Source organism: Aeromonas sp. ASNIH7 (assembly GCF_002903485.1).
GTDB classification, from domain to species: domain Bacteria; phylum Pseudomonadota; class Gammaproteobacteria; order Enterobacterales; family Aeromonadaceae; genus Aeromonas; species Aeromonas caviae.
In genome coordinates this window covers 3,823,867-3,844,163 of the sequence record NZ_CP026226.1, presented here as the reverse complement: position 1 = coordinate 3,844,163, position 20,297 = coordinate 3,823,867, and the positions used below count along the sequence as shown (strand labels likewise).

General features: G+C 63.1%; 22 protein-coding genes, 1 pseudogene and 1 riboswitch. Of the genes and pseudogenes, 6 read left to right on the top strand and 17 right to left on the bottom strand.

The window, feature by feature from the left end:
- Nucleotides 1-175 precede the first annotated feature (175 nt).
- Complete coding sequence (gene folE, locus C2U47_RS18165) at nucleotides 176-832, bottom strand: GTP cyclohydrolase I FolE (protein ID WP_010674171.1); 657 nt, start codon at nucleotides 830-832, stop codon at nucleotides 176-178.
- A 370-nt stretch (nucleotides 833-1,202) separates the two neighbouring features.
- Between folE and moeA the strand changes: the two genes are divergently transcribed.
- Complete coding sequence (moeA, locus tag C2U47_RS18160; protein ID WP_010674169.1) at nucleotides 1,203-2,429, top strand: molybdopterin molybdotransferase MoeA; 1,227 nt, start codon at nucleotides 1,203-1,205, stop codon at nucleotides 2,427-2,429.
- Nucleotides 2,426-3,181 carry a molybdopterin-synthase adenylyltransferase MoeB gene (moeB, locus tag C2U47_RS18155; RefSeq protein ID WP_029314282.1) on the top strand — a complete coding sequence of 252 codons (756 nt, stop codon included), beginning with the start codon at nucleotides 2,426-2,428 and terminating at the stop codon, nucleotides 3,179-3,181. The genes moeA and moeB overlap by 4 nt, the downstream gene beginning before the upstream one ends.
- Before the next feature lie 68 nt (nucleotides 3,182-3,249).
- Here the strand turns inward: moeB and C2U47_RS18150 are convergent, their stop codons facing one another.
- From C2U47_RS18150 to moaA, 16 genes and pseudogenes are all read right to left on the bottom strand, one after another.
- The gene (locus C2U47_RS18150; protein ID WP_029314280.1) at nucleotides 3,250-4,026 is read right to left on the bottom strand and encodes an alpha/beta fold hydrolase; all 777 of its coding nucleotides are present in this window, start codon (nucleotides 4,024-4,026) and stop codon (nucleotides 3,250-3,252) included.
- 67 nt (nucleotides 4,027-4,093) lie between these two features.
- Nucleotides 4,094-5,149, bottom strand: coding sequence for a molybdenum ABC transporter ATP-binding protein (gene modC, locus C2U47_RS18145; protein WP_010674166.1), 1,056 nt, complete (start codon nucleotides 5,147-5,149; stop codon nucleotides 4,094-4,096).
- Nucleotides 5,146-5,826: a molybdate ABC transporter permease subunit gene (gene modB / locus C2U47_RS18140; protein ID WP_010674165.1), complete on the bottom strand. Its 681-nt coding sequence runs from the start codon at nucleotides 5,824-5,826 to the stop codon at nucleotides 5,146-5,148. Before modB ends, modC begins: the two co-directional genes overlap by 4 nt.
- Nucleotides 5,827-5,949: 123 nt before the next feature.
- Nucleotides 5,950-6,672 carry a molybdate ABC transporter substrate-binding protein gene (modA, locus tag C2U47_RS18135; RefSeq protein WP_010674164.1) on the bottom strand — a complete coding sequence of 241 codons (723 nt, stop codon included), beginning with the start codon at nucleotides 6,670-6,672 and terminating at the stop codon, nucleotides 5,950-5,952.
- A gap of 54 nt (nucleotides 6,673-6,726) precedes the next feature.
- Nucleotides 6,727-7,191, bottom strand: coding sequence for a molybdopterin synthase catalytic subunit MoaE (gene moaE, locus C2U47_RS18130; RefSeq protein WP_010674163.1), 465 nt, complete (start codon nucleotides 7,189-7,191; stop codon nucleotides 6,727-6,729).
- A 100-nt stretch (nucleotides 7,192-7,291) separates the two neighbouring features.
- On the bottom strand, nucleotides 7,292-7,537 hold the full coding sequence (gene moaD, locus C2U47_RS18125) for a molybdopterin synthase sulfur carrier subunit (RefSeq protein ID WP_010674162.1): 246 nt from the start codon (nucleotides 7,535-7,537) through the stop codon (nucleotides 7,292-7,294).
- Entirely contained in the window at nucleotides 7,534-8,028 is a 495-nt protein-coding gene (gene moaC / locus C2U47_RS18120) for a cyclic pyranopterin monophosphate synthase MoaC (protein WP_010674161.1), read from the bottom strand. The genes moaD and moaC overlap by 4 nt, the downstream gene beginning before the upstream one ends.
- A 50-nt stretch (nucleotides 8,029-8,078) precedes the next feature.
- On the bottom strand, nucleotides 8,079-8,585 hold the full coding sequence (gene moaB / locus C2U47_RS18115; protein WP_010674160.1) for a molybdenum cofactor biosynthesis protein B: 507 nt from the start codon (nucleotides 8,583-8,585) through the stop codon (nucleotides 8,079-8,081).
- A gap of 193 nt (nucleotides 8,586-8,778) precedes the next feature.
- A complete protein-coding gene (locus C2U47_RS18110; RefSeq protein ID WP_010674159.1) occupies nucleotides 8,779-9,369 on the bottom strand; it encodes a cytochrome c3 family protein in 591 nt (196 codons plus the stop codon).
- Nucleotides 9,370-9,380: 11 nt separating this feature from the next.
- Nucleotides 9,381-9,836, bottom strand: a complete 456-nt coding sequence (locus C2U47_RS18105; protein WP_029314277.1) for a nitrate reductase cytochrome c-type subunit — start codon at nucleotides 9,834-9,836, stop codon at nucleotides 9,381-9,383.
- A pseudogene (napH, locus tag C2U47_RS18100) lies at nucleotides 9,836-10,710 on the bottom strand (quinol dehydrogenase ferredoxin subunit NapH). Before napH ends, C2U47_RS18105 begins: the two are co-directional and overlap by 1 nt.
- Nucleotides 10,707-11,441: a ferredoxin-type protein NapG gene (gene napG / locus C2U47_RS18095; RefSeq protein ID WP_010674156.1), complete on the bottom strand. Its 735-nt coding sequence runs from the start codon at nucleotides 11,439-11,441 to the stop codon at nucleotides 10,707-10,709. The pseudogene napH and the gene napG overlap by 4 nt, the downstream one beginning before the upstream one ends.
- Before the next feature lie 16 nt (nucleotides 11,442-11,457).
- Complete coding sequence (gene napA / locus C2U47_RS18090) at nucleotides 11,458-13,947, bottom strand: nitrate reductase catalytic subunit NapA (RefSeq protein WP_010674155.1); 2,490 nt, start codon at nucleotides 13,945-13,947, stop codon at nucleotides 11,458-11,460.
- A gap of 189 nt (nucleotides 13,948-14,136) precedes the next feature.
- The gene (locus tag C2U47_RS18085) at nucleotides 14,137-14,439 is read right to left on the bottom strand and encodes a chaperone NapD (protein ID WP_010674154.1); all 303 of its coding nucleotides are present in this window, start codon (nucleotides 14,437-14,439) and stop codon (nucleotides 14,137-14,139) included.
- Nucleotides 14,436-14,945: a ferredoxin-type protein NapF gene (gene napF, locus C2U47_RS18080; RefSeq protein WP_010674153.1), complete on the bottom strand. Its 510-nt coding sequence runs from the start codon at nucleotides 14,943-14,945 to the stop codon at nucleotides 14,436-14,438. The genes C2U47_RS18085 and napF overlap by 4 nt, the downstream gene beginning before the upstream one ends.
- A gap of 251 nt (nucleotides 14,946-15,196) precedes the next feature.
- Nucleotides 15,197-16,192 (bottom strand): GTP 3',8-cyclase MoaA, encoded by a 996-nt coding sequence (moaA, locus tag C2U47_RS18075; protein ID WP_010674152.1) that lies wholly within the window; start codon nucleotides 16,190-16,192, stop codon nucleotides 15,197-15,199.
- Nucleotides 16,180-16,319, bottom strand: a riboswitch (molybdenum cofactor riboswitch). (Overlaps the previous gene by 13 nt.)
- A gap of 78 nt (nucleotides 16,320-16,397) precedes the next feature.
- On the opposite strand from moaA, the gene narQ reads away from it, so the two are divergent.
- The 4 genes from narQ (at nucleotide 16,398) to C2U47_RS18055 (ending at nucleotide 20,146) form a co-directional block, all read left to right on the top strand.
- Complete coding sequence (narQ, locus tag C2U47_RS18070) at nucleotides 16,398-18,110, top strand: nitrate/nitrite two-component system sensor histidine kinase NarQ (protein ID WP_010674151.1); 1,713 nt, start codon at nucleotides 16,398-16,400, stop codon at nucleotides 18,108-18,110.
- Nucleotides 18,110-18,754, top strand: coding sequence for a two-component system response regulator NarL (gene narL, locus C2U47_RS18065; protein WP_010674150.1), 645 nt, complete (start codon nucleotides 18,110-18,112; stop codon nucleotides 18,752-18,754). Before narQ ends, narL begins: the two co-directional genes overlap by 1 nt.
- Nucleotides 18,755-18,900: 146 nt before the next feature.
- Entirely contained in the window at nucleotides 18,901-19,260 is a 360-nt protein-coding gene (locus tag C2U47_RS18060) for a globin domain-containing protein (protein ID WP_010674149.1), read from the top strand.
- Nucleotides 19,261-19,570: 310 nt separating this feature from the next.
- Entirely contained in the window at nucleotides 19,571-20,146 is a 576-nt protein-coding gene (locus tag C2U47_RS18055; protein WP_010674148.1) for an LON peptidase substrate-binding domain-containing protein, read from the top strand.
- Nucleotides 20,147-20,297: the final 151 nt, after the last annotated feature.

Here is a 20,297-nt window from a genome sequence, read left to right as displayed (position 1 = left end):
GCAGCACATCTCGTCCCTGTCGGCGCGCACAAGGGCGGGCCCGGGGTGTCGGCGTCAACCAGACCGTCCGACAACACGGAGAGCCATAGCGACCGGCACGGTCACAACTTTAGGTATTTTTCAAAAAAAGTGAGGAAAAGGGGACGGGGCCTGTCGGCGACAGGCCCCGGGAGCACTACCCTTTCAGACCACCGAGGAACTCGGCGCGGGTGTCGGGCTGGGTCTTGAAGACGCCGCCCAGGGAGGTGGTGGTGGTGTAGGAGGTGGAGTCCATCACGCCACGGGCCTTCACGCAGAAGTGGGTCGCCTTGATGCTGATGGCCACGTCCCTGGTGCCAAGCAGGGTCTGCAACGCCAGCAGGATCTGCTGGGTCAGCCGCTCCTGTACCTGGGGACGACGGGCGAAGAACTGCACGATGCGGTTGATCTTCGACAGGCCAATCACCTTGCCGCGGGGAATGTAGGCCACGTGGGCAAAGCCGTCTATGGTGACGAAGTGGTGCTCGCAGGTGCTGGTAAGGCTGATGTCCCGCACCATGATCATCTCATCCACCTTCATCTTGTTCTCGATCACCGTCACCTTGGGGAAGGTGGCATAGTCGAGGCCGGAGAAGATCTCGTTCACGTACATCTTGGCAATGCGGTGCGGGGTCTCGGCCAGACTGTCGTCGGCCAGATCCAGTCCCAGCGTCTCCATGATGGCGCGCATATGACCTTCGATTTTTTCCTTTTTCTGCTGGCCGCTCAATTCATTGGCCACCAGAGGTGTCTCAAGGCCCTCGGCCTCGAGCGCCGCCCTGACCAACAGGGCTTCCTGGCTTAAGCTCGTCATCGTGTTTCTCTCCCACGCTCAGGGACTGTGCTGGCCTGCGGCATGGTGCCGCGGCGCAATCTTACAGGGCGATTATTGTCATAATTCTGTCTAACTCAAGCCCGGTGCCCGACTTTATGCCAAACCACCCCGTTTTGTCCGCACCGGCCTGCCCATTCGGGGGCAAGGCGCACGGCCGTGCCGCCTCTTCCCCACCTGCCATCCCGCGCAAGCCTCGCCCTGGTTACCCATCAGGAGGTAATTCAACGGGATAGCGCCCCATAATCCGATCACTCCGGGGCATCTGCCCCCCATTACCGCACCTTCGGCCTGCCCATCGGAGCGGATTTTTGGGATAATCCGCCCCCTACACACCAGAGAGGTCATGATGATGGGATTCGATACCGGTGCACTCCTCCCCTTGGACAAGGCCCTGCAAGGGATGCTGGAACAACTCACCTGCTGCTGCGAGACGGAGCAGTTGCCCCTGCCACAGGCGCTGGATCGGATCCTGGCCGAGGAGATAAGCTCCCCCCTCTTCGTCCCCCCCTTCGACAACGCCGCCATGGACGGCTATGCCGTGCGCCTGGCGGATCTCGCCGCCGGGGTGCCGCTCCCAGTGGCGGGCAAGGCCTTTGCGGGCCAGCCCTATGAGGGGGAGTGGCCCGCCGGCCACTGCATCCGCATCATGACCGGGGCCCCTGTGCCCCCGGGTGCAGACGCTGTGGTGATGCAGGAAGAAACGCAAGCCGGCGACAACGGGATCACTTTCCTGACCGCGCCCACGCCTGGCCAGAACATCCGTCGCCGCGGCGAGGATCTGGCGCAGGGCGCCCGGGTGCTCGAAAGCGGCCTGCGCCTGAGCCCCAGGGAGCTGCCGCTGCTCGCCTCCCTTGGCATCGCGAACGTCACGGTGCGCCGTCCCCTCAGGGTCGCCATCTTCAGCACAGGGGACGAGCTCAAGCCTCTGGGCACCCCGCTCCAGCACGGGGACATCTACGACTCCAACCGCTACGGGGTCAAGGCGATGCTGAGCCGCATGGGCTGTGAGTGCCTGGACCTTGGCATCATTCCCGATGATCCGGAGGCCCTGCGCGCCGCCTTCTTGCAGGCCGACCGCGAGGCCGATGCCCTTATCACCACCGGGGGAGTCTCGGTGGGGGAAGCGGACTTCACCAAGCAACTGCTCGAAGAGCTCGGGGAAATTGGCTTCTGGAAGCTCGCCATCAAGCCGGGCAAACCCTTCGCCTTTGGCCGGTTGCCAAACGCCTGGTTCTTCGGTCTGCCGGGCAACCCGGTCTCCGCCATGGTCACCTTCGATCAGCTAGTGCAACCGGCTCTGGCCAGACTGGCCGGTCAGCAGTTTGCACGCCCGCACCCCCTCCAGGCCCTGGCGACAGCGCCGCTCAAGAAGAGCCCGGGGCGCCTGGACTTCCAGCGCGGCATCCTGAGCGTGGGCCCGAATGGTCTCGAGGTACGCAGCACCGGCTCCCAGGACTCCGGGGTGTTCAGCTCCCTGTCCCGGGCCAACTGCTACATCGTGCTCGAGCAGGAGCGCGGCAAGGTGGCCGCCGGTGAGACGGTCACCGTCGAGCCCTTCTCGGGGCTGCTGCTGTGAGCGAGATCATGAGCGACGCCGAGCTCCTTCGCTACAACCGCCAGATCGTGCTCAAATCCTTCGACTTCGAGGGGCAGGAGGCGCTCAAGCAATCCCGCGTGCTGGTCATCGGCGCCGGGGGCCTGGGCTGCGCCGCCAGCCAGTATCTGGCGGTGGCCGGGGTCGGCCACCTCACCCTGGTGGATTTCGATCGGGTGGAGCTCTCCAATTTGCAGCGCCAGGTGCTGCACAGCGACGAGCGCATCGGCCAGCTCAAGGTGGAGTCCGCGGCGACGTCCCTGCGCGCCCTCACCCCCTGGCTCGAGGTGGAAACCCACGCCGCCCTCGCCGACGAGGCGCTGCTCGATGCCCTGCTGCCAGACCATCAGCTGGTGCTCGACTGCACCGACAACGTCGCCATCCGCAACCTCCTCAACCAGCGTGCCCGCCAGCACAAGGTGCCCCTGGTCAGCGGCGCCGCCATCCGGCTGGAAGGGCAGCTGTGCAGCTTCACCTGGCAGAAGGATGAGCCCTGCTACGCCTGTCTCAGCGCCCTCTTTGGCGATCAGGCCCTCACCTGTGTCGAGGCGGGGGTACTGGCCCCCGTGGTGGGACTGGTGGGCAGCCTGCAGGCGCTCGAAGCCATCAAGCTGCTGGCGGGCATGGGCAAAAGCTACAGTGGCCGCCTGCTGATGATCGACGGTCTGGGTGGCAGCTTTCGCGAGCTGAAGCTTCCCAAACGCCCCGACTGCCCGGTCTGCTCAAGGCCCTGAGCAGTGCCCACAAAAAAGCCGAACCCCCGGGGTTCGGCTTTTTTATCTACCTCTGCTGTCTGCTCCCCTCAATGGGTTGAGAGGATCCGCTGCAACAGATGATTGAACCCGGAGGGATCTTCCGCCGGCCAGGCGTGGTGACCATCCGGGGTGTGGATGGTGGCATTCGGCAGGGAGGCGAACTGCTCCACCCGCCGCGCCAGGGGCAGATAGTCGTGACTGGTGGAGATGATGGCCACCGGCTGCCAGAGGGTGCCGAGACGAGCCCGCACCGACCAGCCGGGCAGCGCCTCCAGCAGCGCCTTGTAGGTCTTCTTTTTGTTGCGCACGAAGCGCCCCCGGAAGGTGTGGCGCACCTGGGCGAGATCGGGGCCGGGAAAGAGCTCGCGGCCGAGCCACCACGCCAGCGGCCGCATGCCGAACCAGCGCAGCCACTTGAGGCGCATGGCATAGCGCTCCTGCTCCTTTGGCGTCTCCAGCAGAAATTCGCTGAAGCCGTTGACCAGCACCAGCCCCTGCACCTTGTGGGGCAGTTGCAGCGCCAGCTCCAGCGCCACCATGGCACCGAGCGACAACCCCACTACCCAGGCAGGCTCGGGCTGCTCGTCGAGCCAGCGGGCCACATCCGCCGCCAGGGTGGGCACGTCAAAGGGCCCCTCCTGCATGCTCTGGCCGTGGCCGCGCAAGTCGATGGCCACCACCCGGTAGCGCTCGGAAAAACGCTCGATCTGCGCCTGCCAGTCGAGGCTGGAAGAGCCCAGCCCGTGCAACAAGAGCAGCAAGGGCCCCTCCCCCGCACTGCGCAGGGCCAAGCCATGGGATTTCATTACCTGATTGCGACGCACCCGTCCCCCCTTTCTCGACGACATGCCGGCCACTCATGGCCAGCCAATTCGTACTCCGGTCCCCCGTCTACCCCTCTCCCACCAGGCTCACCGCCTTGATGTAGGCGTAGAGACGCATGGCCGGCGTCAGGGCGAGCCGCTGCGCGGAGCGGCTGGTGATCCGGGCCAGCAGTATCTGCTGCCCCAGCGCCAACTGCAACAGGGTCTGCCCGGGTCGCACCTCCCGCACCTCCAGCAGCCGGGTCTCGAGGCAGTTGGAGAGGCAGGAGTGCACGATGGGCTCGGTGGCGATCACCAGATCCCGCGCCGCCACCTTGATCTGCAAGGGGCCCGCTTCATCGGGGGCATGCTCCATGGTCACCATCAGGGTCTGCTCCCCGAGTCGCAGGGTCGCCATCTGCTCGTGCTCGTCGTAGTGGGACAGGGTCGTCGAGAGCATGACCCCGACGTCGTCGCGACTGGCCAGCGACAGGTCGGTGCGGGCGAAGATCTCCTCGGGGGGGCCCTGGGCCTCCACCCGTCCCTCTGCCAGCAGCACCAGTCCATCGCAGAGCAGGCTCACCTCCTCCATGGCGTGGCTGACGAAGATCATGGGGATGCCGCTCTCCTGCTGCAAGCCCTTGAGCACGTGGGCCTGATGGATGCGGCTGCGCCTGTCCAGCGCCGAGAAGGGTTCATCCAGCAGCAGCAGATGAGGCTCGGCCAGCAAGGCCCTGGCCAGTGCCACCCGCTGACGCTGCCCGCCGGAGAGGCCGTGGGCCGGTTGCCCCAGCAGCTCGGCAAAGCCGAGGCGCGCAGCCAGATCCTCTGGCTGCCAGCGCCCCCTCCCCTTGCGAGCCGCCAGTTGCAGGTTGCCGAGCACGCTCAGGTGGGGGAAGAGACGAGCATCCTGAAACACCAGCCCGATGCGCCGCGCCTCGGGGGGCAGGGCTGCAAGCTCGCGCCCCTGCCAGCGCAGGGCATCGCCCGGGGCCCTGTCGAGCCCGGCGATGATGCGCAGCAGGGTGCTCTTGCCACAACCCGAAGGACCGAACAGGCCGAGGATGCGGCTGGGGGGCAACGCCAGATCGCACGCCAGGGTGAAGGGGCCGAAATCACGTCTGGCCTTGAGGTAGAGGTTCATCCGAACAGCCTCCGTTGCCGACGTTGCAGCACGCCGTAGACCAGCACCAGCATCACCAGGGAGAAGCCCATCAGGCCGCCGGCCAGAATATGGGCATTCTGGTAATCCATCGCCTCCACGTGATCAAACAGGGCGATGGAGAGCACCTGGGTCTCCCCGGGAATGTTGCCGCCAATCATCAGCACCACCCCGAACTCCCCCAGGGTGTGGGCAAAGCCCAGCGCCGCCGCCATCACGAAGCTGGGCAGCGTCATCGGCAGGATGATGCGAAAGAAGCGCTCAAACGGGCCCATCCCCAGGGTGGCGGCAGCCTCCAGCTCCTTGTTGCCCATGTTGACGAAGGCGGAGGTGAGGGGTTGTACCACGAAGGGGAGCGAATAGATGACGGAGGCGATGAGCAGGCCGAGAAAGCTGAAGGCGAGCGGGGCCCCGAAAGTCTCCCGCCACCAGCCACCGAGGCCGTACTCCGGGGAGAAGGCCAGCAGCAGATAGAAACCGAGCACGGTGGGCGGCAGCACCAGCGGCAGGGCCACCATGGCCTCCACCAGGGGGCGCAGCCGGTGCTGGCTGCGAGACAGCCACCAGGCGAGCGGCGGCGACAGCAGCAGCAGGATGGCAGTGGTGCTGGCCGCCAGTTTCAGGGTCAACCAGACCGCCAGCAGATCCCCTTCACTCATAGGGTCCCCTCTCGGGTGTCGATAAAAAACAGGGCGCCGTCATGACGGGCGCCGTCTTGAGACACGTCAGGCACCGGATCTGGCCAGCACGGGGCTGGCCGGCCCCCGGCAGACGCCGGGCGCTTACTGCGGCAGGGCGTAACCCGCCGCCTTGATCTGCGCCTGTCCCGGCCCCTTGAGCCAGGCGACCAGGGCATCCACCGCCGCCCCTTTCTTCAGCACCAGGGCCTGCTGCTCGATGGGGGGATAGAAGCTGGCCGGCACCGCCCAGGCTTCGCCGGTCTTGCCCGCCTCCACCAGGTTGGCCCAGGCGACGAAGCCCAGCTTCGCATTGCCGGTGTCGACGAACTGCCAGGTCTGGCTGATGTTGGTGCCGGTCAGCACCCGATACTGCTTGGGATCGATCTTGAGGTGAGCCAGGGTCGCCATGGCGGCGGCGCCATAGGGCGCTGTCTTGGGGTTGGCGATGGCCAGCTCCCCCTGCCAGTGGCGCAAGGTGGCCTCGTCAGGAGCAGGCCCCCCCTTCTGCCAGAGGCCGAGCTGACCGATGGCATAGGTGAAGCGTTCGCTCCCCTTGCCTTCCGACTCCAGCTTTTGAGGGGTCGCCACGTCGGCCGAGAGGAAGAGATCGAAGGGCGCACCGTGGGTGATCTGGGTATAGAGCACGCCGGTGGCCGCCGAACTGATGACGACGCTGTGGCCGGTCTTGGCGGTGAACTCCTTGCCGATGCGCTCTATGGTGCCCTTGAAGTTGGCCGCCACCGCCACCTTGACCTCGTCAGCCAGCACAGCACCGCTGTACATGGCGCCGGCGCCCAGCACCAACACGGATACCCATCTCTTCATTCCTTTGCTCCTTATGTTCCGGCACGGCCGGATCGATTGACGCGAGCCCGAGGCTCACTCCCCTTGTTGCCAGCGGGCCAGGGCGGCGTCATCGCTCGCCCTGGCCTCGACCCAGCGCTGCACCCCGTCGGCGGTCAGCTCTTTTTTCCAGAACGGCGCCCGGGTCTTCAAGAAATCCATGATGAAGTGGCAGGCCTCGAAAGCCGCCTCGCGGTGGGCGCTGCTCACCACCACCAGCACGATCTGATCCCCGAGCAGCAGCTCGCCGATGCGGTGAATGAGGGTGCACTCCTGCAGGGGCCAGCGCCCGCGGGCCTCGGCCACTATGTTCGTCAGCGCCTTCTCGGTCATGCCGGGGTAGTGCTCGAGGGCCAGCCCTTTCACATGCTCCCCCTGATTGAAGTCGCGCACCTTGCCGACAAAGCTGACAATCGCGCCTGTGTCCTGCCGGGCAGCAAGGCGGGCATATTCGTCCGCCAGCGAGAAGTCATCCCGCTGCACCAGAATGCGATCGGTCATGGTCAGCCTCCTGTCGTCACTGGAAGGAGAGGGAAGAAGGCGGCCTCACCACAGTCCCGCAGCTCAGTGGCGCGATCTACGGTCATTATCTCGTTCATCCTTAACCTCCGGTCACCGGCGGGAAGAAGGCGACCTCATCCCCGTCATGGAGGGGGGTATCCAGCGGTACCAGGGTCTGGTTGACCGCCACCAGGAGCTTGCCGGATTCGAGTGCCAGCGCCCACTTGTCACCCCGCTCGCTCAAGGCGGCGCGAAGGGCATCGGCACTGGCGTAGTCGCAAGGCAGGCTGAGCTCGTCGCAGCCGACCAGCTCACGGACCTGCGCAAAAAACAGAACCTTGATCATGCCTGCTCTCCTTTGGTCGCACCCAGTTGGAAATGACCGGATTTACCACCCTTTTTCTCCACCAGACGCACCTGCTCGATCACCATGTCCTTTTGCACCGCCTTGCACATGTCGTAGATGGTCAGGGCCGCCACCGAGGCGGCGGTGAGCGCCTCCATCTCCACCCCGGTCTTGCCCGAGAGCTTGCACAGGGTGCGGATATGGACCCGATTGTGCGCCGTCTGGGGGGCTATCTCTACCTCCACCCGGGTCAGGGCCAGGGGATGGCACAGGGGAATGAGGTCGGCGGTCTTCTTGGCCGCCATGATGCCGGCGATGCGGGCGGTGGCGAACACGTCCCCCTTGTGGTGCTGACCGCTCAGGATCAACGCCAGGGTCTCGGGGGCCATGGTCACGAAAGCCTCGGCGCGGGCCTCGCGTTCGGTCACCTGCTTGTCGGTGACATCCACCATGTGGGCCTCGCCGCTCTGGTTGAGATGAGTCAGGTTCATCTATGCACCTATCGAAAAATAAGATGGATGATCCGGGTTTACTCCCGAGATCACAGATGGGTCACGAAGTTGCACGGCCGGGTACGGGCGTCGAGCTGATCCCGGATAAGCTGTTCCCAGCCCAGACGGCAGGCGCCGGTGGAGCCGGGCAGGCAGCAGATCAGGGTGCGATTGGCGAGCCCTGCCAGGGCACGGCTCTGCATGGCAGAGCCCTTGATTTCGGCAAACGAGAGCTGGCGGAACATCTCGCCAAAGCCCTGCACCGTGCGCTCGAACAGCACGCCGACCGCCTCGGGCACCCGGTTCTGCTCGTTGAAGCCGGTGCCGCCGTTGATGAGCACCACCTGGACTCCCTCGTCGGCAATCCAGTCGCTCACCTGGGCGCGGATGCGAAACAGGTTGTCGGGGCAGAGCGCCCGGTCGGCCAGCACGTGGCCGCTCTGGGTCAGGGCCTCGACCAGATAGTCCCCCGAGCTGTCATCGGCAGCGGTGCGACTGTCGGAAACCGTCAGGACGGCGATCTTGAGAGGGATGAATTCGCTGTGTTTGGGTGCCATTGGGGCCATTCCTGTCAATCATTGACCACGAGAGGATGAGGTGAACGCGCCGCACCGTGGTGCCAGCCATGAAAGGAGCCGGTGGGCGCCGCGTTGCCGGGAAGGGATTCTATCAAAAGATGTCTGGCTGGGGGGCGTCATTGCCCATTAATCTCGAAGGCCGCCGGATCCCGGGGATCCGGCGGCCTTCTCATCAGAAGCCTGGCACCCCTTTCATGTCAGGCAGTTGGTGCGCAATCCCCTTGTGGCAGTCGATGCAGGTGTTGGCCCCGCTTGCCAGGTTGGTGGAGTGCATCTGGGCGGCCCGACGCCCTTGCAGGGAGAAGTCCATGTACTCGAAGTTGTGGCAGTTGCGGCACTCGCGCGAATCCGTCTCCTTCATCCGCTGCCACTCCCGCTCGGCCATCTCCCGCCGGTGGGATTCAAACTTCTCGCGGGTATCCACCTTGCCGGTGATCATGCCCCACAGCTCCTTGGAGGCCTGCACCTTGCGGATGATCTTGTAGGTCCATTCGTGGGGTACGTGGCAATCCGGGCAGCTGGCCCGCACGCCGGAGCGGTTGGCGTAGTGGATGGTGTCGCGGTACTCCACGAACACGTTGTCCTTCATCTCGTGGCAACCGGTGCAGAAGGCCTCGGTGTTGGACGCTTCCATGGCGGTGTTGAACCCGCCCCAGAAGATGACGCCACCAAAGAAGCCCATCAGCAGGATGACCCAGAGGGCCGCCTTCGACGGTGACTTGAAGGTGGTCCACAGACGCTTCACAAAGCCGGGTAATTTCATCTACGGGTTCCTCAGTTCAGCGCTTCAACCGGTTTGAAGGTATTGTTCACCAGCGGCTTGGCATCCGCTTGCGGCACGTGGCACTGCAGACAGAAGTAGCGACGCGGCGAGACTTCGCCCAGGGTCATGCCGTCGCGGGTCTCGAAGTGGGTGGGGCTTATCTTGGGGGCCTTCATGGCACTGGCGTTCTTGAAGCTGTGACAGGCCAGGCACTTGTTGACCTTGTTGTCCACTTCATAGTTGCGGGTGTCGTGGGGGATCAGCGGGGGCTGGTGCATGTACTGGCGATCGTAGAGGTCGCCATCCTTGCGAAAGTTCTTCATGGGGGCCGCGTCGGCATCCGTCACCAGATCCGTGCTTCCCCGCTCCGACTTGATGCCCCCCGTGCTGTTGGTGATCTCGGGGACGGCCGCCATCAAGGAACCCGCCATCAGGCAGGCCAGCATTGCTCCAATCAGCTTCTTCATTATGTGTTCTCCGACGTTTTCTCTGCCTTGACGGCAAAACCTACAGTGATTTCAAAAACTTGCTCCGCGCAGACATCGATGCAACGGCCGCAGTTGGTACACTCCTGAGCCGCAATCAAGGGCCCGTGACCACGCCTGGCACCGTGAACGGGGCCGCGCAGGATGGGACGCTCCGGGCAGACCGCATAGCAATCCATGCAGTTGCTGCACCGCTCGCGCCCCGAGGCTGCAATCTTGATGAACCCGACCCGGTTGACCAGGGCATAGAAGGCCCCCACCGGACAAAGGTGGCCGCACCAGCCCCGCTCCACCACAAAAAGGTCGAACAGGAACAGCGCCGCCAGCAGGCCCCAGCCCGCCCCCATGCCAAACAGCAGGCCCCGCAGGGTGAGCGACACCGGGTTGACCAGCTCCCACACCAGCACGCCTGTGATGGCCGGCGCCACCAGCACCATGGCCAGCAGCCAGTAGCGGGTAGCGCGGTTGAACTGACCATTGCCCTTGAGGCCAAGTCGCCCCCTGAGCCAGGCGGCGGCATCGGTGACCAGGTTGACCGGACAGACCCAGGAGCAGAACACCCGCCCCCGACCAGCCAGTAACCCGCGAGCACCAGCCCGGCCCCGAGCCAGAGGGTGGGGATGGGCCACTGGCCCGCCGCCAACGACTGCAACAGGGTCAGGGGATCCGTGAGGGGCACCGTCTCCAGCAGCAGGGAGCTGGAGAGGTTGCCCTTGAGGATCCAGATGCCCGCGAGCGGCCCCAGCAGGAACAGCCCCAGCACCCCGAACTGGCAAAGCCGGCGCAGCAGCAGGAAGCGGTGGGCACGCCACCACCCCAGCCTGGCCGTGGCCTCGGCCCCCGGATACCGACTCATAGACCCTCCGGTTTGCGGGTCGGCAGGGTCAGTCGCTCACCGATGAGGGACTTGCCCGCCTTCTCCTTCTCTTCCCACCCGAGCCGGTAGTGGTGACCCAGCTCCCCCTTGGCAAGCTGGCGAGGCACCACCTTGATGGCCGCCTCCTCCAGCACGCAGGCATGCTCGCACTTGCCGCAGCCGGTGCAGACATCGCTGTGCACCGTGGGCAGGAACATGGCGTGCTTGCCGGTGCGCGGGTTGTGCTGCAGCTCCAGGGTAATGGCCTTGTCGATGAGGGGGCAGACCCGGTAGCAGACGTCGCAGCGCAGCCCCAGGTAGTTGAGGCAGGTCTCGTGATCGATGAGCACCGCCACCCCCATCCGTGCCTGATCGATGTCGGTCATGGCCCTATCCAGCGCCCCGCTCGGGCAGGCCGCCACGCAGGGGATGTCGTCACACATCTCGCACGGGACGGCGCGCGCCTTGAAGTAAGGGGTGCCGGTGGTCACGGGTTCAAACAGCCGGGCGAGCTTGAGAGTGTCGTAGGGGCAGGCCAGGGCGCAGAGCCCGCAGCGCACGCAGGCGCCGAGGAACTCGGCCTCGTCGAGGGCCGCCGGCGGGCGCAGCGCCTGGGCAGGCAAAGCCTGCACCTGCTGGCGCGCCACGCCACCAAGCCCCACACCAAGCAGGCCCACACCGCAGGCCCCCTTGGCCATGTCGGCCAGAAACTGGCGCCGACTACGACTCATCTCGCGCTCCCCCGCCTCAGGCCTTCATGACCTTGACGGCGCACTTCTTGTAATCCGTCTCTTTGGAGAGCGGATCCGTGGCGTCCAGGGTCAGCTTGTTGACCAGCTGGCTCGCGTCGAAGAAGGGCATGAACACCAATCCCTTGGGCGGACGGTTGCGGCCACGAGTCTCGACCCGGGTCTTCACCTCGCCCCGGCGGGAGGAAACGATCACCTCTTCGCCACGGCGCACACCGCGAGCCTTGGCATCTTCCGGGTGCATGAAGAGCACCGCATCCGGGAAGGCGCGATAGAGCTCGGGGACACGGCGGGTCATGGTGCCGGTGTGCCAGTGCTCCAGCACGCGGCCGGTAGAGAGCCACATGTCGTACTCTTTGTCCGGAGCTTCGGCAGCCGGCTCATAGGGCAGCGCGAAGATCACCGCCTTGCCGTCGGGTTTGCCGTAGAAGCGCACCCCCTCCCCCGCTTTCACGTAAGGGTCGAACCCTTCGCGATAGCGCCACAGGGTCTCCTTGCCGTCCACCACCGGCCAGCGCAGGCCACGGGCCTCGTGATACTGATCGAACGGCGCCAGGTCGTGGCCATGGCCGCGACCGAAGGAGGCGTACTCCTCGAACAGCCCCTTCTGGACGTAGAAACCAAAGTGCTCGGCCTCGTCGTTCAGGGCCCCCTTGCTCTGCTCTTTCGGGAACTGGTTCACCTGGCCGTTGGCATAGAGCACGTCGAACAGGGTCTTGCCCTTCACTTCCGGCATCTTGGCAATCAACTCAGCCGGCCACACCTCTTCCACGGTGAAGCGTTTGGAGAACTCCATCAGCTGCCACAGGTCGGACTTGGCGCCTTCCGGTGCCTTCACCTGCTGGTGCCAGAACTGGGTGCGACGTTCGGCGTTGCCGTAGGCCCCCTCTTTCTCCACCCACATGGCGGTGGGCAGGATAAGATCGGCCGCCTGGGCGGTCACGGTCGGATAAGGGTCGGAGACCACGATGAAGTTGGCCGGGTTGCGATAACCGGGCAGCGCCTCTTCGTTCATGTTCGGGCCGGCCTGCATGTTGTTGTTGCACATCACCCAGTAGGCGTTGAGCTTGCCATCCTTGAGCATGCGGTTTTGCAGCACCGCGTGGTAGCCCACCTGCTCCGGGATGGTGCCTTCCGGCAGCTTCCAGATCTTCTCGGCGATGGCGCGGTGTTTGGGATCCGTGACCACCATGTCCGCCGGCAGACGGTGGGCGAAGGTACCCACTTCACGGGCGGTACCACAGGCGGAGGGCTGGCCGGTCAGGGAGAAGGGGCCGGAGCCCGGCTGGGAGATCTTGCCGGTCAGCAGGTGGATGTTGTAGCAGAGGTTGTTGGCCCAGACGCCACGGGTGTGCTGGTTGAAGCCCATGGTCCAGTAGGAGACCACCTTCTTGTCCGGATCCGCATAGATCTGGGCCAGCTTCTCGAGCTTGTCCTTGGGCACACCGGATAGCTTGGAGACGGACTCCAGATCGTAATCCGCCACGAACTTGGCGAAGTCCTCGAAGCTCATCGGGGTGGAGTCGCCGCTGTCCGGGTTCTTGGCCTTTTGCTGCAGCGGGTTGGTGGGACGCAGGCCGTAGCCGATGTCGGTCACCCCTTTGCGGAACTGGGTGTGCTTGTTGACGAACTCCCAGTTCACCTTGTCGTTCTGGATGATGTAGTTGGCGATGTAGTTGAGGATCGCCAGATCGGTCTGGGGGGTGAACACCAGTCCGTTGTCCGCCAGCTCGAAGCTGCGGTGCTCGAAGGTTGAGAGCACGTGCACCTGCACATCCTGGTGGGACAGACGGCGATCGGAGATGCGCGACCAGAGGATGGGGTGCATCTCGGCCATGTTGGAGCCCCACAACACGAAGGCGTCGGCCTGCTCGATGTCGTCGTAGCAGCCCATGGGTTCATCCATGCCGAAGGTACGCATGAAGCCCACTACCGCGGAGGCCATGCAGTGACGGGCATTGGGATCCAGGTTGTTGGAGCGCAGGCCTGCCTTCATCAGCTTGGCGGCGGCATAGCCTTCCCAGACGGTCCACTGGCCGGAGCCGAACATGCCGACGGCGGTCGGGCCCTTCTCTTTCAGGGTCGCCTTGAACTTCTCGGCCATGATGTCGAAGGCCTGATCCCAACTGATGGGGGCGAAGTTGCCGTTCTTGTCGAACTTGCCGTTCGTCATGCGCAGCATGGGCTGGGTCAGGCGATCCTCCCCGTACATGATCTTGGAGAGGAAGTAGCCCTTGATGCAGTTCAGGCCACGGTTGACCGGTGCATCGGGATCCCCCTGGGTCGCCACGACGCGGCCAGCCTGGGAGCCCACCAGCACGGAGCAGCCGGTCCCGCAGAAGCGGCACGGCGCCTTGTCCCAGGTGATGGCGGTCTTGTCGGTACTGGTGATCAGGTTCGCCGCCAGAGTGGGGGCACTGACACCGGCCACGGCAGCGGCTGCCGCCACCGCATTGGCCTTCATAAAGTCGCGTCGACTCAGCTTCATGACATATCCTCGCATTGCTTAATCACATCAATGACAGCCATTGTGACGAGCCGCGCTGGCTCAGCTCCATGGCGCTTTATTCCTTTGCTCTGGGCTTTTCGTTCATCGAACGCAGACAACAGACCCGGCATCCCGTGTATTACTCGTGGCGGTCAGCGAACGACTCTTGCGCTTCTGCCACATGACGCCTTATTCCCCATCTTCGGCGTCCATTTCATCGAACTGGTGGTAGATCAGGGCCGCAGAGAGCACCCCGGGCAACCCCTGAATGGTGTCGATGGCCGCCATGATGGGGCGCTGGCTCGGCCCCTCCAGGGTCACCACCAGCTTGCCCTCCTCGCTGACGGCGTGGATCTCGGCCCCGTCCAGGGTCGCAATCCGCTCTGCCAGGGCGTGGCGCAGATCGGGCTGGGTCAGCACCACCAGGCTGGATACATGGAACTCTTCTCGCGTCATATCACCGTTTTCCAACTTGTTCGTCTCTTGGGTCATCGCGAAGCCTCGCCACGAGACAGACCGATGCTGATGCTGCCCACAGGGCAATCCGCCACGCAGGCCCCGCAGCCGTTGCACGACTCGGCATGGATGCTGGGGGTGGGTACGCGCCCCAGCCGGGGGGAAAAGCGGATGGCCTGCTGCTCGCAGCTGTCCTGACAGCGCTGGCAGAACACCTGGGCAGTGGCCAGACAGCCCGCCTCGATATGGGCCACATACTCCCAGGGTGTCTGGGTTGTCGGCCTGAACACCGGCGCCTGGCAGGCGCTGACGCACTCGGTGCAGAAGGTGCACTCGCCGCGGTGAAAATCCACCGTGGGGAAGCCTCCGTCCCCCTTGATCAGGATCTGCTCCGGACAGGCCGCCAGACAGTCGCCGCAGCGGGTGCAGCCGGCCACGAACTCGTCCCAGGAGACGGACCAGGGCAACTGGATCCCGGCCTTGGGAGCGCTCAGGCGTCCCCGAAACAGGCCTCTGCGTGACAAGTTGACCCCGTCGGTCATATCGACTCCTCTTTTCGGGGACGGATGCCCCCGCGCGGATCCCGTGACTGGCATTTTCAATACCAATTATAAGCGTGGGTGTATATTGCGGCCCTGACAAGTCAGGGGATATACCACCAGGGAGATAAACAGGGGGGATTCTTGCGCTGGATCAAACCCTTGGCACAATTAGACACAGCAGGGGCAAGGTAAATTACCCCTATGTGAGGATTGATAATTAATCGAAGGTTATTTGAGGTGCACGGCGGCTGTCAGCCGCCGATGGAGGCCAGGTGGGGGGTCATGCCTGCATTGCCTTCATGGAGGCGATGGGTGGCGGCCTTGCCGGTCAGCGCCTGGCGAATACGCCATTGCAGCGCCTCCTGCTGGCTGTCATCGGTGAGCAGATCCCGCAGTTCCACCCCGTTGTCGCCAAAGAGGCACAGGTGCAGCTTGCCCTTGGAGGAGACCCGCAGCCGGTTGCAACCGGCGCAAAAATCCTTGCTGTAGGGCATGATGAGCCCCACCCCGCCCCTCGAGTCCGGATGCGTGAACACCTGGGCAGGGCCATCATCCAGGCCGCGCAGCTGCTGCACCCAGCCGCTCTCTTGCAGGCGCTGCTTGATGAGTTCACCGCTGGTATGGTGATCGCGAAACAGGGCGTCCATCTCGCCGGTCTGCATCAGTTCGATGAAACGAAGCTCGATAGGTTTGTCCCGGATCCAGGCGAGGAATGTCTCGAGCTGATGATCATTGAGCCCCTTGAGCAGCACGGCGTTGATCTTGACCGACCGGAAACCGGCACTCAGGGCGGCGTCTATCCCCGCCATCACCTCCGCCAGCTTGTTCTCGCCGGTGATCTGGTGGAACTGACGGGGATCCAGGCTGTCGACGCTGACGTTCAGGGCCGTCAGCCCCGCATCGAACCACTCGCGGGCACGCTCCTTGAGCCGATACCCGTTGGTGGTCATGGCCACCTTCTCGATGCCGGGAGTATTGGCCACGGTCTCGATGATGGCCGTGAAGTCGCGGCGCAGGGAGGGCTCGCCTCCAGTCAGACGCACCTTGCGCGTCCCCATGGCCGCAAACCCGGAGACGACGCGACGGATCTCCTCCAGGGAGAGGAAGGACTGGCGCCCCTCACCATCTCCTTTCGGCGGGTGATAGCCGTCCGGCAGACAGTAGGTACAGCGGAAATTGCAGACGTCGGTGACCGACAGACGCAAATAGTAAAAGCGACGGGAAAAACCATCTTCAAGTGGCAACATAAACACCTTTCCAAATACGGGAGGCCAGGGCATTTCTTTCCTGACCCTTTCAGCTCGAACATCGGCTGACGGCGATCTCCCCCTATCTCAATGACTTAGGCAAAATCGCTCGGAGTTCATCTAGTTTTTCGATGCTAGCACAACTTGGAGTACACTCCCATGCTACTTTGTGGGGTCTTTGTGGGTGAAAAGGGAGCCGGTCGGCATGGGAAAATGGTTCAGAGTGCAGTCGGTCAGCAGCGCCATCGGTCGCTCCATGGTGCTGATCCTGTTCATGGCCAGCCTGATCGCCGTGGTGGCCATGGTCACCCTCTTCTATTCGGTTCCCGATGCCAAGGCCATCAACCTGTCGGGATCCCTGCGCATGCAGGCCTACCGCATGGCCTATGAAATCGAGAAGGATCAGGTCGTCCTCGGTCGGCTCGCCCAGTTTGAACAGACCCTTCATGCCCCCGAGCTGCAGGAGACCCAGCGCTGGATCACGCCCGCCTCCCTGCGCCGCACCTATGGTGAAGTCCTCTTGCAATGGCAAGTGATGCGCGAACACATCGAGAATGCCACTCCCAGCCGTTATACCGATAATACGGAACAGTTCGTCGCCGCCATCGATGACTTCGTCAACCAGATGCAGTACCACGTGGAGTTCAAGGTGCGCATGCTGGCCCTGGCCGAGGGGCTAGGGCTGCTCGCCATCATCACCATCGCCTGGTGCACGGTGCGCTTCACCCGCCAGCAGGTGGTGGCGCCCCTCAATCAGCTGGTCTATTGCGCACGCCAGATCCAGCGTCAGGAATTCGATCTCACCCTGCCCCCCCACTGTGAGAACGAGCTGGGAGAGCTGTCGGGAGCGTTCGCGACCATGGCCGACGAGCTTGGCAAACTCTACCGGGAGCTGGAGAGCAAGGTGGAGGAGAAAACGGCCAAGCTGCAACAGGCCAACGACACCCTCTCCTTCCTCTATTCCACCGCCCAGAAACTGCACGCGGCGCCCCTCAGCCGCCGCACCCTGCAAAAGCTGCTGGAGCGGGCCGCCGCCCACCAGCACATCGAGTACATCCGCCTCACCCGCTTCGAGCACAATGCGATGCCGGTCTACATCACAGGTCGCAAGGGGTGGCCGGGGGATCTGGACGCCGTGGTGAGCTTCTACCTGCAGATGGATGACGAGGAGTACGGCCGGCTCGACTTGATAAGCGACCACCCCATCGACGAGCGGCTGATGAAGAACTTCTCCATGTTGCTGGCCCAGGTGCTGCACAAGGATCAGACCCTGCTGCAGCACCAGCGCCTGCTGCTGATGGAAGAGCGCGCCGTCATCGCCCGTGAACTGCACGACTCCCTCGCCCAGGCCCTCTCTTACCTGAAGATCCAGGCCACGCTGCTCAAGCGCTCCTTCGCCAAGGGGGACAGGGCCAAGACCGAGGCAGCCATGGAGCAGATCGACGAGGGACTCAGCAATGCTTATACCCAGTTGCGCGAACTGCTCGGCACCTTCCGCCTCAGCATCGGCGATGCCAACCTGGGTGAAGCCATCGCGGTCATGCTCGAGCAGCTCAAACCCCAGACGCACGCCGACATCAGGCTCCAGTACGGACTGACGGACACCGACCTGGAAGCGGGGCAGCACATCCACATCCTGCAGCTGATCCGTGAGGCAGTGCTCAATGCCATCAAGCATGCCAGCGCGCGGCACATTGACGTTAGCTGTGAGACCCTCGCTGATGGTAACATCCAGGTTCAGATTGCAGACGATGGTGTTGGAATAAGGGGCGCAAGCTCGGCGGTGAATCACTACGGTCTCAGCATCATGAATGAACGCGCCAGCAAATTGCGCGGCCAGTTGACCATCAGTGAACCGCCCTCCGGGGGCACCCGCATACACCTGACCTTTCCCACCAGCCTAACAAGAGACGCCTGATGGACGAGATGAAATACAGTGTTCTGGTCGTGGATGACCACCCCCTGATGCGCAAGGGAATTGTGCAACTGCTGGAGTTGGAAGATAACATCGACGTGGTTGGCGAGGCCTCCAACGGCACCGACGCCGTGGCCATGGCCATGGCCAAAGAGTCCGAACCGGACCTTATCCTGCTCGACCTCAACATGAAGGGGTTGTCAGGTCTCGATACCCTCAAGGCGCTGCGGGCCGAAGAGGTGACTTCCCGCGTGGTGATCCTGACCGTCTCTGACGCCCGCCAGGATGTGGTTGCCCTGCTCAAGGCAGGCGCGGACGGCTATCTGCTCAAGGACACCGAGCCTGACATGCTGCTGGCCCAGCTGACTGACGTGATGACCGGCAAGCAGATCCTGAGCGAGCCGCTACGTCCCTATCTCGAGAACATCTACGAGCTGGACCACCTGCAGCAGAAGCTGGAGAGCCTGACCCGACGCGAGATGCAGATCATGCGTGAAATCGCCAAGGGGTTGTCCAACAAGCAGGTCGCCTCAGTGCTCCATATCTCCGAGGGAACCGTCAAGGTCCACGTCAAGAGCCTGCTGAAAAAGCTCGAGGCCCAAAGCCGCGTCGAAGCAGCCGTCATGTACCTGGAACAGCGCAACTGAGGTCCCGGCCTCCTGCCAGCAAGGGGTCACCATCCGTGCCTCCTTGCTGGCCCCCTCTCCTTTTCCCCAAATGGCGCGGAACCCGGTGCTCTATTGAGTAGATGGATTATTATTTTCATGACATCGCACGGGAAGGAAACATCGACATGACCTTTGAGCAGATAGAGCTGGTCCAGAAAGCCTGGGGCAGGGTGAGTGCCCTGAACAACAGCTATGTCCAGGAGGTGTATGAAGAGCTGTTCAGATTGTCCCCCGAACTCAGGGCCCTCTTTCCCCCATATCAGGAGCTGCCCGTTGCCAAGGTGTCGGACACCCTGAACACCGTCATCACCAGCCTCTCCCAGCTGGATGCACTGGGTTTCATCATTCGCGATCTCGGCAGGCGTCACCAGCGATTCAACGTTCAACCCCACCAGTTTGCGCTGCTCAAACAGGCGCTGACCCAGGTACTGGCACGGCGTCTCGGCAGTGGTTTTACCCCGGCACTACACAGCACACCGAATTGACCACCTGATCCCCTGGCCTTTGCCCCCAATCGCTGAATGGGTCTGTAACAGGCATTTTGCATGAATCAAATTTGCAATATGCGAAAATAGACTCATTCTGCACACGGGGTATGTTCGGCGCCCTAACACCTCACCTGAATCCCTTTCGCACTACCTTGCTTGCATTCGCGACATCAAATCACAATAGATTGATTTTAAATGGATATTAAAAATAACCACGGGAAATAGCTCACCCCTTCGCCACGCCACCTCTCTCTGGCACGGTCACTGCATTGTCACATTCAGCAATGACTGATTAGGAGGATGGAACATGAAACTTCAACAACTGGCACTGTTCCCCTTGCCGTCCCATATTCTGCCCGGCGGCAAGCTCCCCCTTCGCCTGTTCGAGCCGCGCCACCTGCAGATGCTCAAGGAGTCCTTCCTCGAGGATCGTGGCTTTGGCATCGTGATGGAAGAGACCACCAGCACGGGCACCTGCGGACGGATTCTCCCGGTCGGAACCCGCGTCAAGGTGACTGATTTTTATACCCTCAACGACGGTTTGCTCGGGGTCACCGTGCTCGGCCTTGAACGCTTCTGCATCCACGAGATGGAAACGGATAGCGCAGGCCTCAGGCACGCCCAGGTCGAGCCGTTGCCCAACTGGCCGAGTGCGGATTCTGATGTCAGCGACAACCAGCTGGTCAGCCGATTGAGAGAGGTCTTTGCACAATACCCGGAACTGGATGAGCTCTACCCGGACAAGCAGTTCGACGATGCAGCCTGGCTCTGCCAGCGCTGGCTCGAGATCCTGCCCATGCCGATCTATGAAAAACAGATGTTGATTGCCAAACAGAACAGTGAAGCGGCGCGCCAGTTCTTGCGCCGACTGATCGCACAGTGAGTCAAAGAGTGAGTCAACGGTTAGTTTGCAAAACGCGAATTCTCGGCACTGCATTCTTATAATGAAAAAATGAGAATTGCATTTTGCAATCACGGTAGCGATAAATAACACACAATTCAGCTACAGGCCGCAAATAACAGGTTTTGAAAAG

Bases quoted from the DNA above. Each gene is read 5' to 3' on its own strand.
- narQ (WP_010674151.1), top strand. From the start codon at position 16,398: ATGGGAAAATGGTTCAGAGTGCAGTCGGTCAGCAGCGCCATCGGTCGC.
- napF (WP_010674153.1), bottom strand. From the start codon at position 14,945: ATGACCGACGGGGTCAACTTGTCACGCAGAGGCCTGTTTCGGGGACGC.
- C2U47_RS18055 (WP_010674148.1), top strand. From the start codon at position 19,571: ATGAAACTTCAACAACTGGCACTGTTCCCCTTGCCGTCCCATATTCTG.
- napG (WP_010674156.1), bottom strand. From the start codon at position 11,441: ATGAGTCGTAGTCGGCGCCAGTTTCTGGCCGACATGGCCAAGGGGGCC.
- C2U47_RS18110 (WP_010674159.1), bottom strand. From the start codon at position 9,369: ATGAAATTACCCGGCTTTGTGAAGCGTCTGTGGACCACCTTCAAGTCA.
- C2U47_RS18085 (WP_010674154.1), bottom strand. From the start codon at position 14,439: ATGACCCAAGAGACGAACAAGTTGGAAAACGGTGATATGACGCGAGAA.
- modC (WP_010674166.1), bottom strand. From the start codon at position 5,149: ATGAACCTCTACCTCAAGGCCAGACGTGATTTCGGCCCCTTCACCCTG.
- moeA (WP_010674169.1), top strand. From the start codon at position 1,203: ATGGGATTCGATACCGGTGCACTCCTCCCCTTGGACAAGGCCCTGCAA.
- C2U47_RS18060 (WP_010674149.1), top strand. From the start codon at position 18,901: ATGACCTTTGAGCAGATAGAGCTGGTCCAGAAAGCCTGGGGCAGGGTG.
- modB (WP_010674165.1), bottom strand. From the start codon at position 5,826: ATGAGTGAAGGGGATCTGCTGGCGGTCTGGTTGACCCTGAAACTGGCG.
- narL (WP_010674150.1), top strand. From the start codon at position 18,110: ATGGACGAGATGAAATACAGTGTTCTGGTCGTGGATGACCACCCCCTG.
- moaA (WP_010674152.1), bottom strand. From the start codon at position 16,192: ATGTTGCCACTTGAAGATGGTTTTTCCCGTCGCTTTTACTATTTGCGT.
- napA (WP_010674155.1), bottom strand. From the start codon at position 13,947: ATGAAGCTGAGTCGACGCGACTTTATGAAGGCCAATGCGGTGGCGGCA.
- folE (WP_010674171.1), bottom strand. From the start codon at position 832: ATGACGAGCTTAAGCCAGGAAGCCCTGTTGGTCAGGGCGGCGCTCGAG.
- moaE (WP_010674163.1), bottom strand. From the start codon at position 7,191: ATGACCGATCGCATTCTGGTGCAGCGGGATGACTTCTCGCTGGCGGAC.
- moaD (WP_010674162.1), bottom strand. From the start codon at position 7,537: ATGATCAAGGTTCTGTTTTTTGCGCAGGTCCGTGAGCTGGTCGGCTGC.
- modA (WP_010674164.1), bottom strand. From the start codon at position 6,672: ATGAAGAGATGGGTATCCGTGTTGGTGCTGGGCGCCGGCGCCATGTAC.
- C2U47_RS18105 (WP_029314277.1), bottom strand. From the start codon at position 9,836: ATGAAGAAGCTGATTGGAGCAATGCTGGCCTGCCTGATGGCGGGTTCC.
- moaC (WP_010674161.1), bottom strand. From the start codon at position 8,028: ATGAACCTGACTCATCTCAACCAGAGCGGCGAGGCCCACATGGTGGAT.
- moaB (WP_010674160.1), bottom strand. From the start codon at position 8,585: ATGGCACCCAAACACAGCGAATTCATCCCTCTCAAGATCGCCGTCCTG.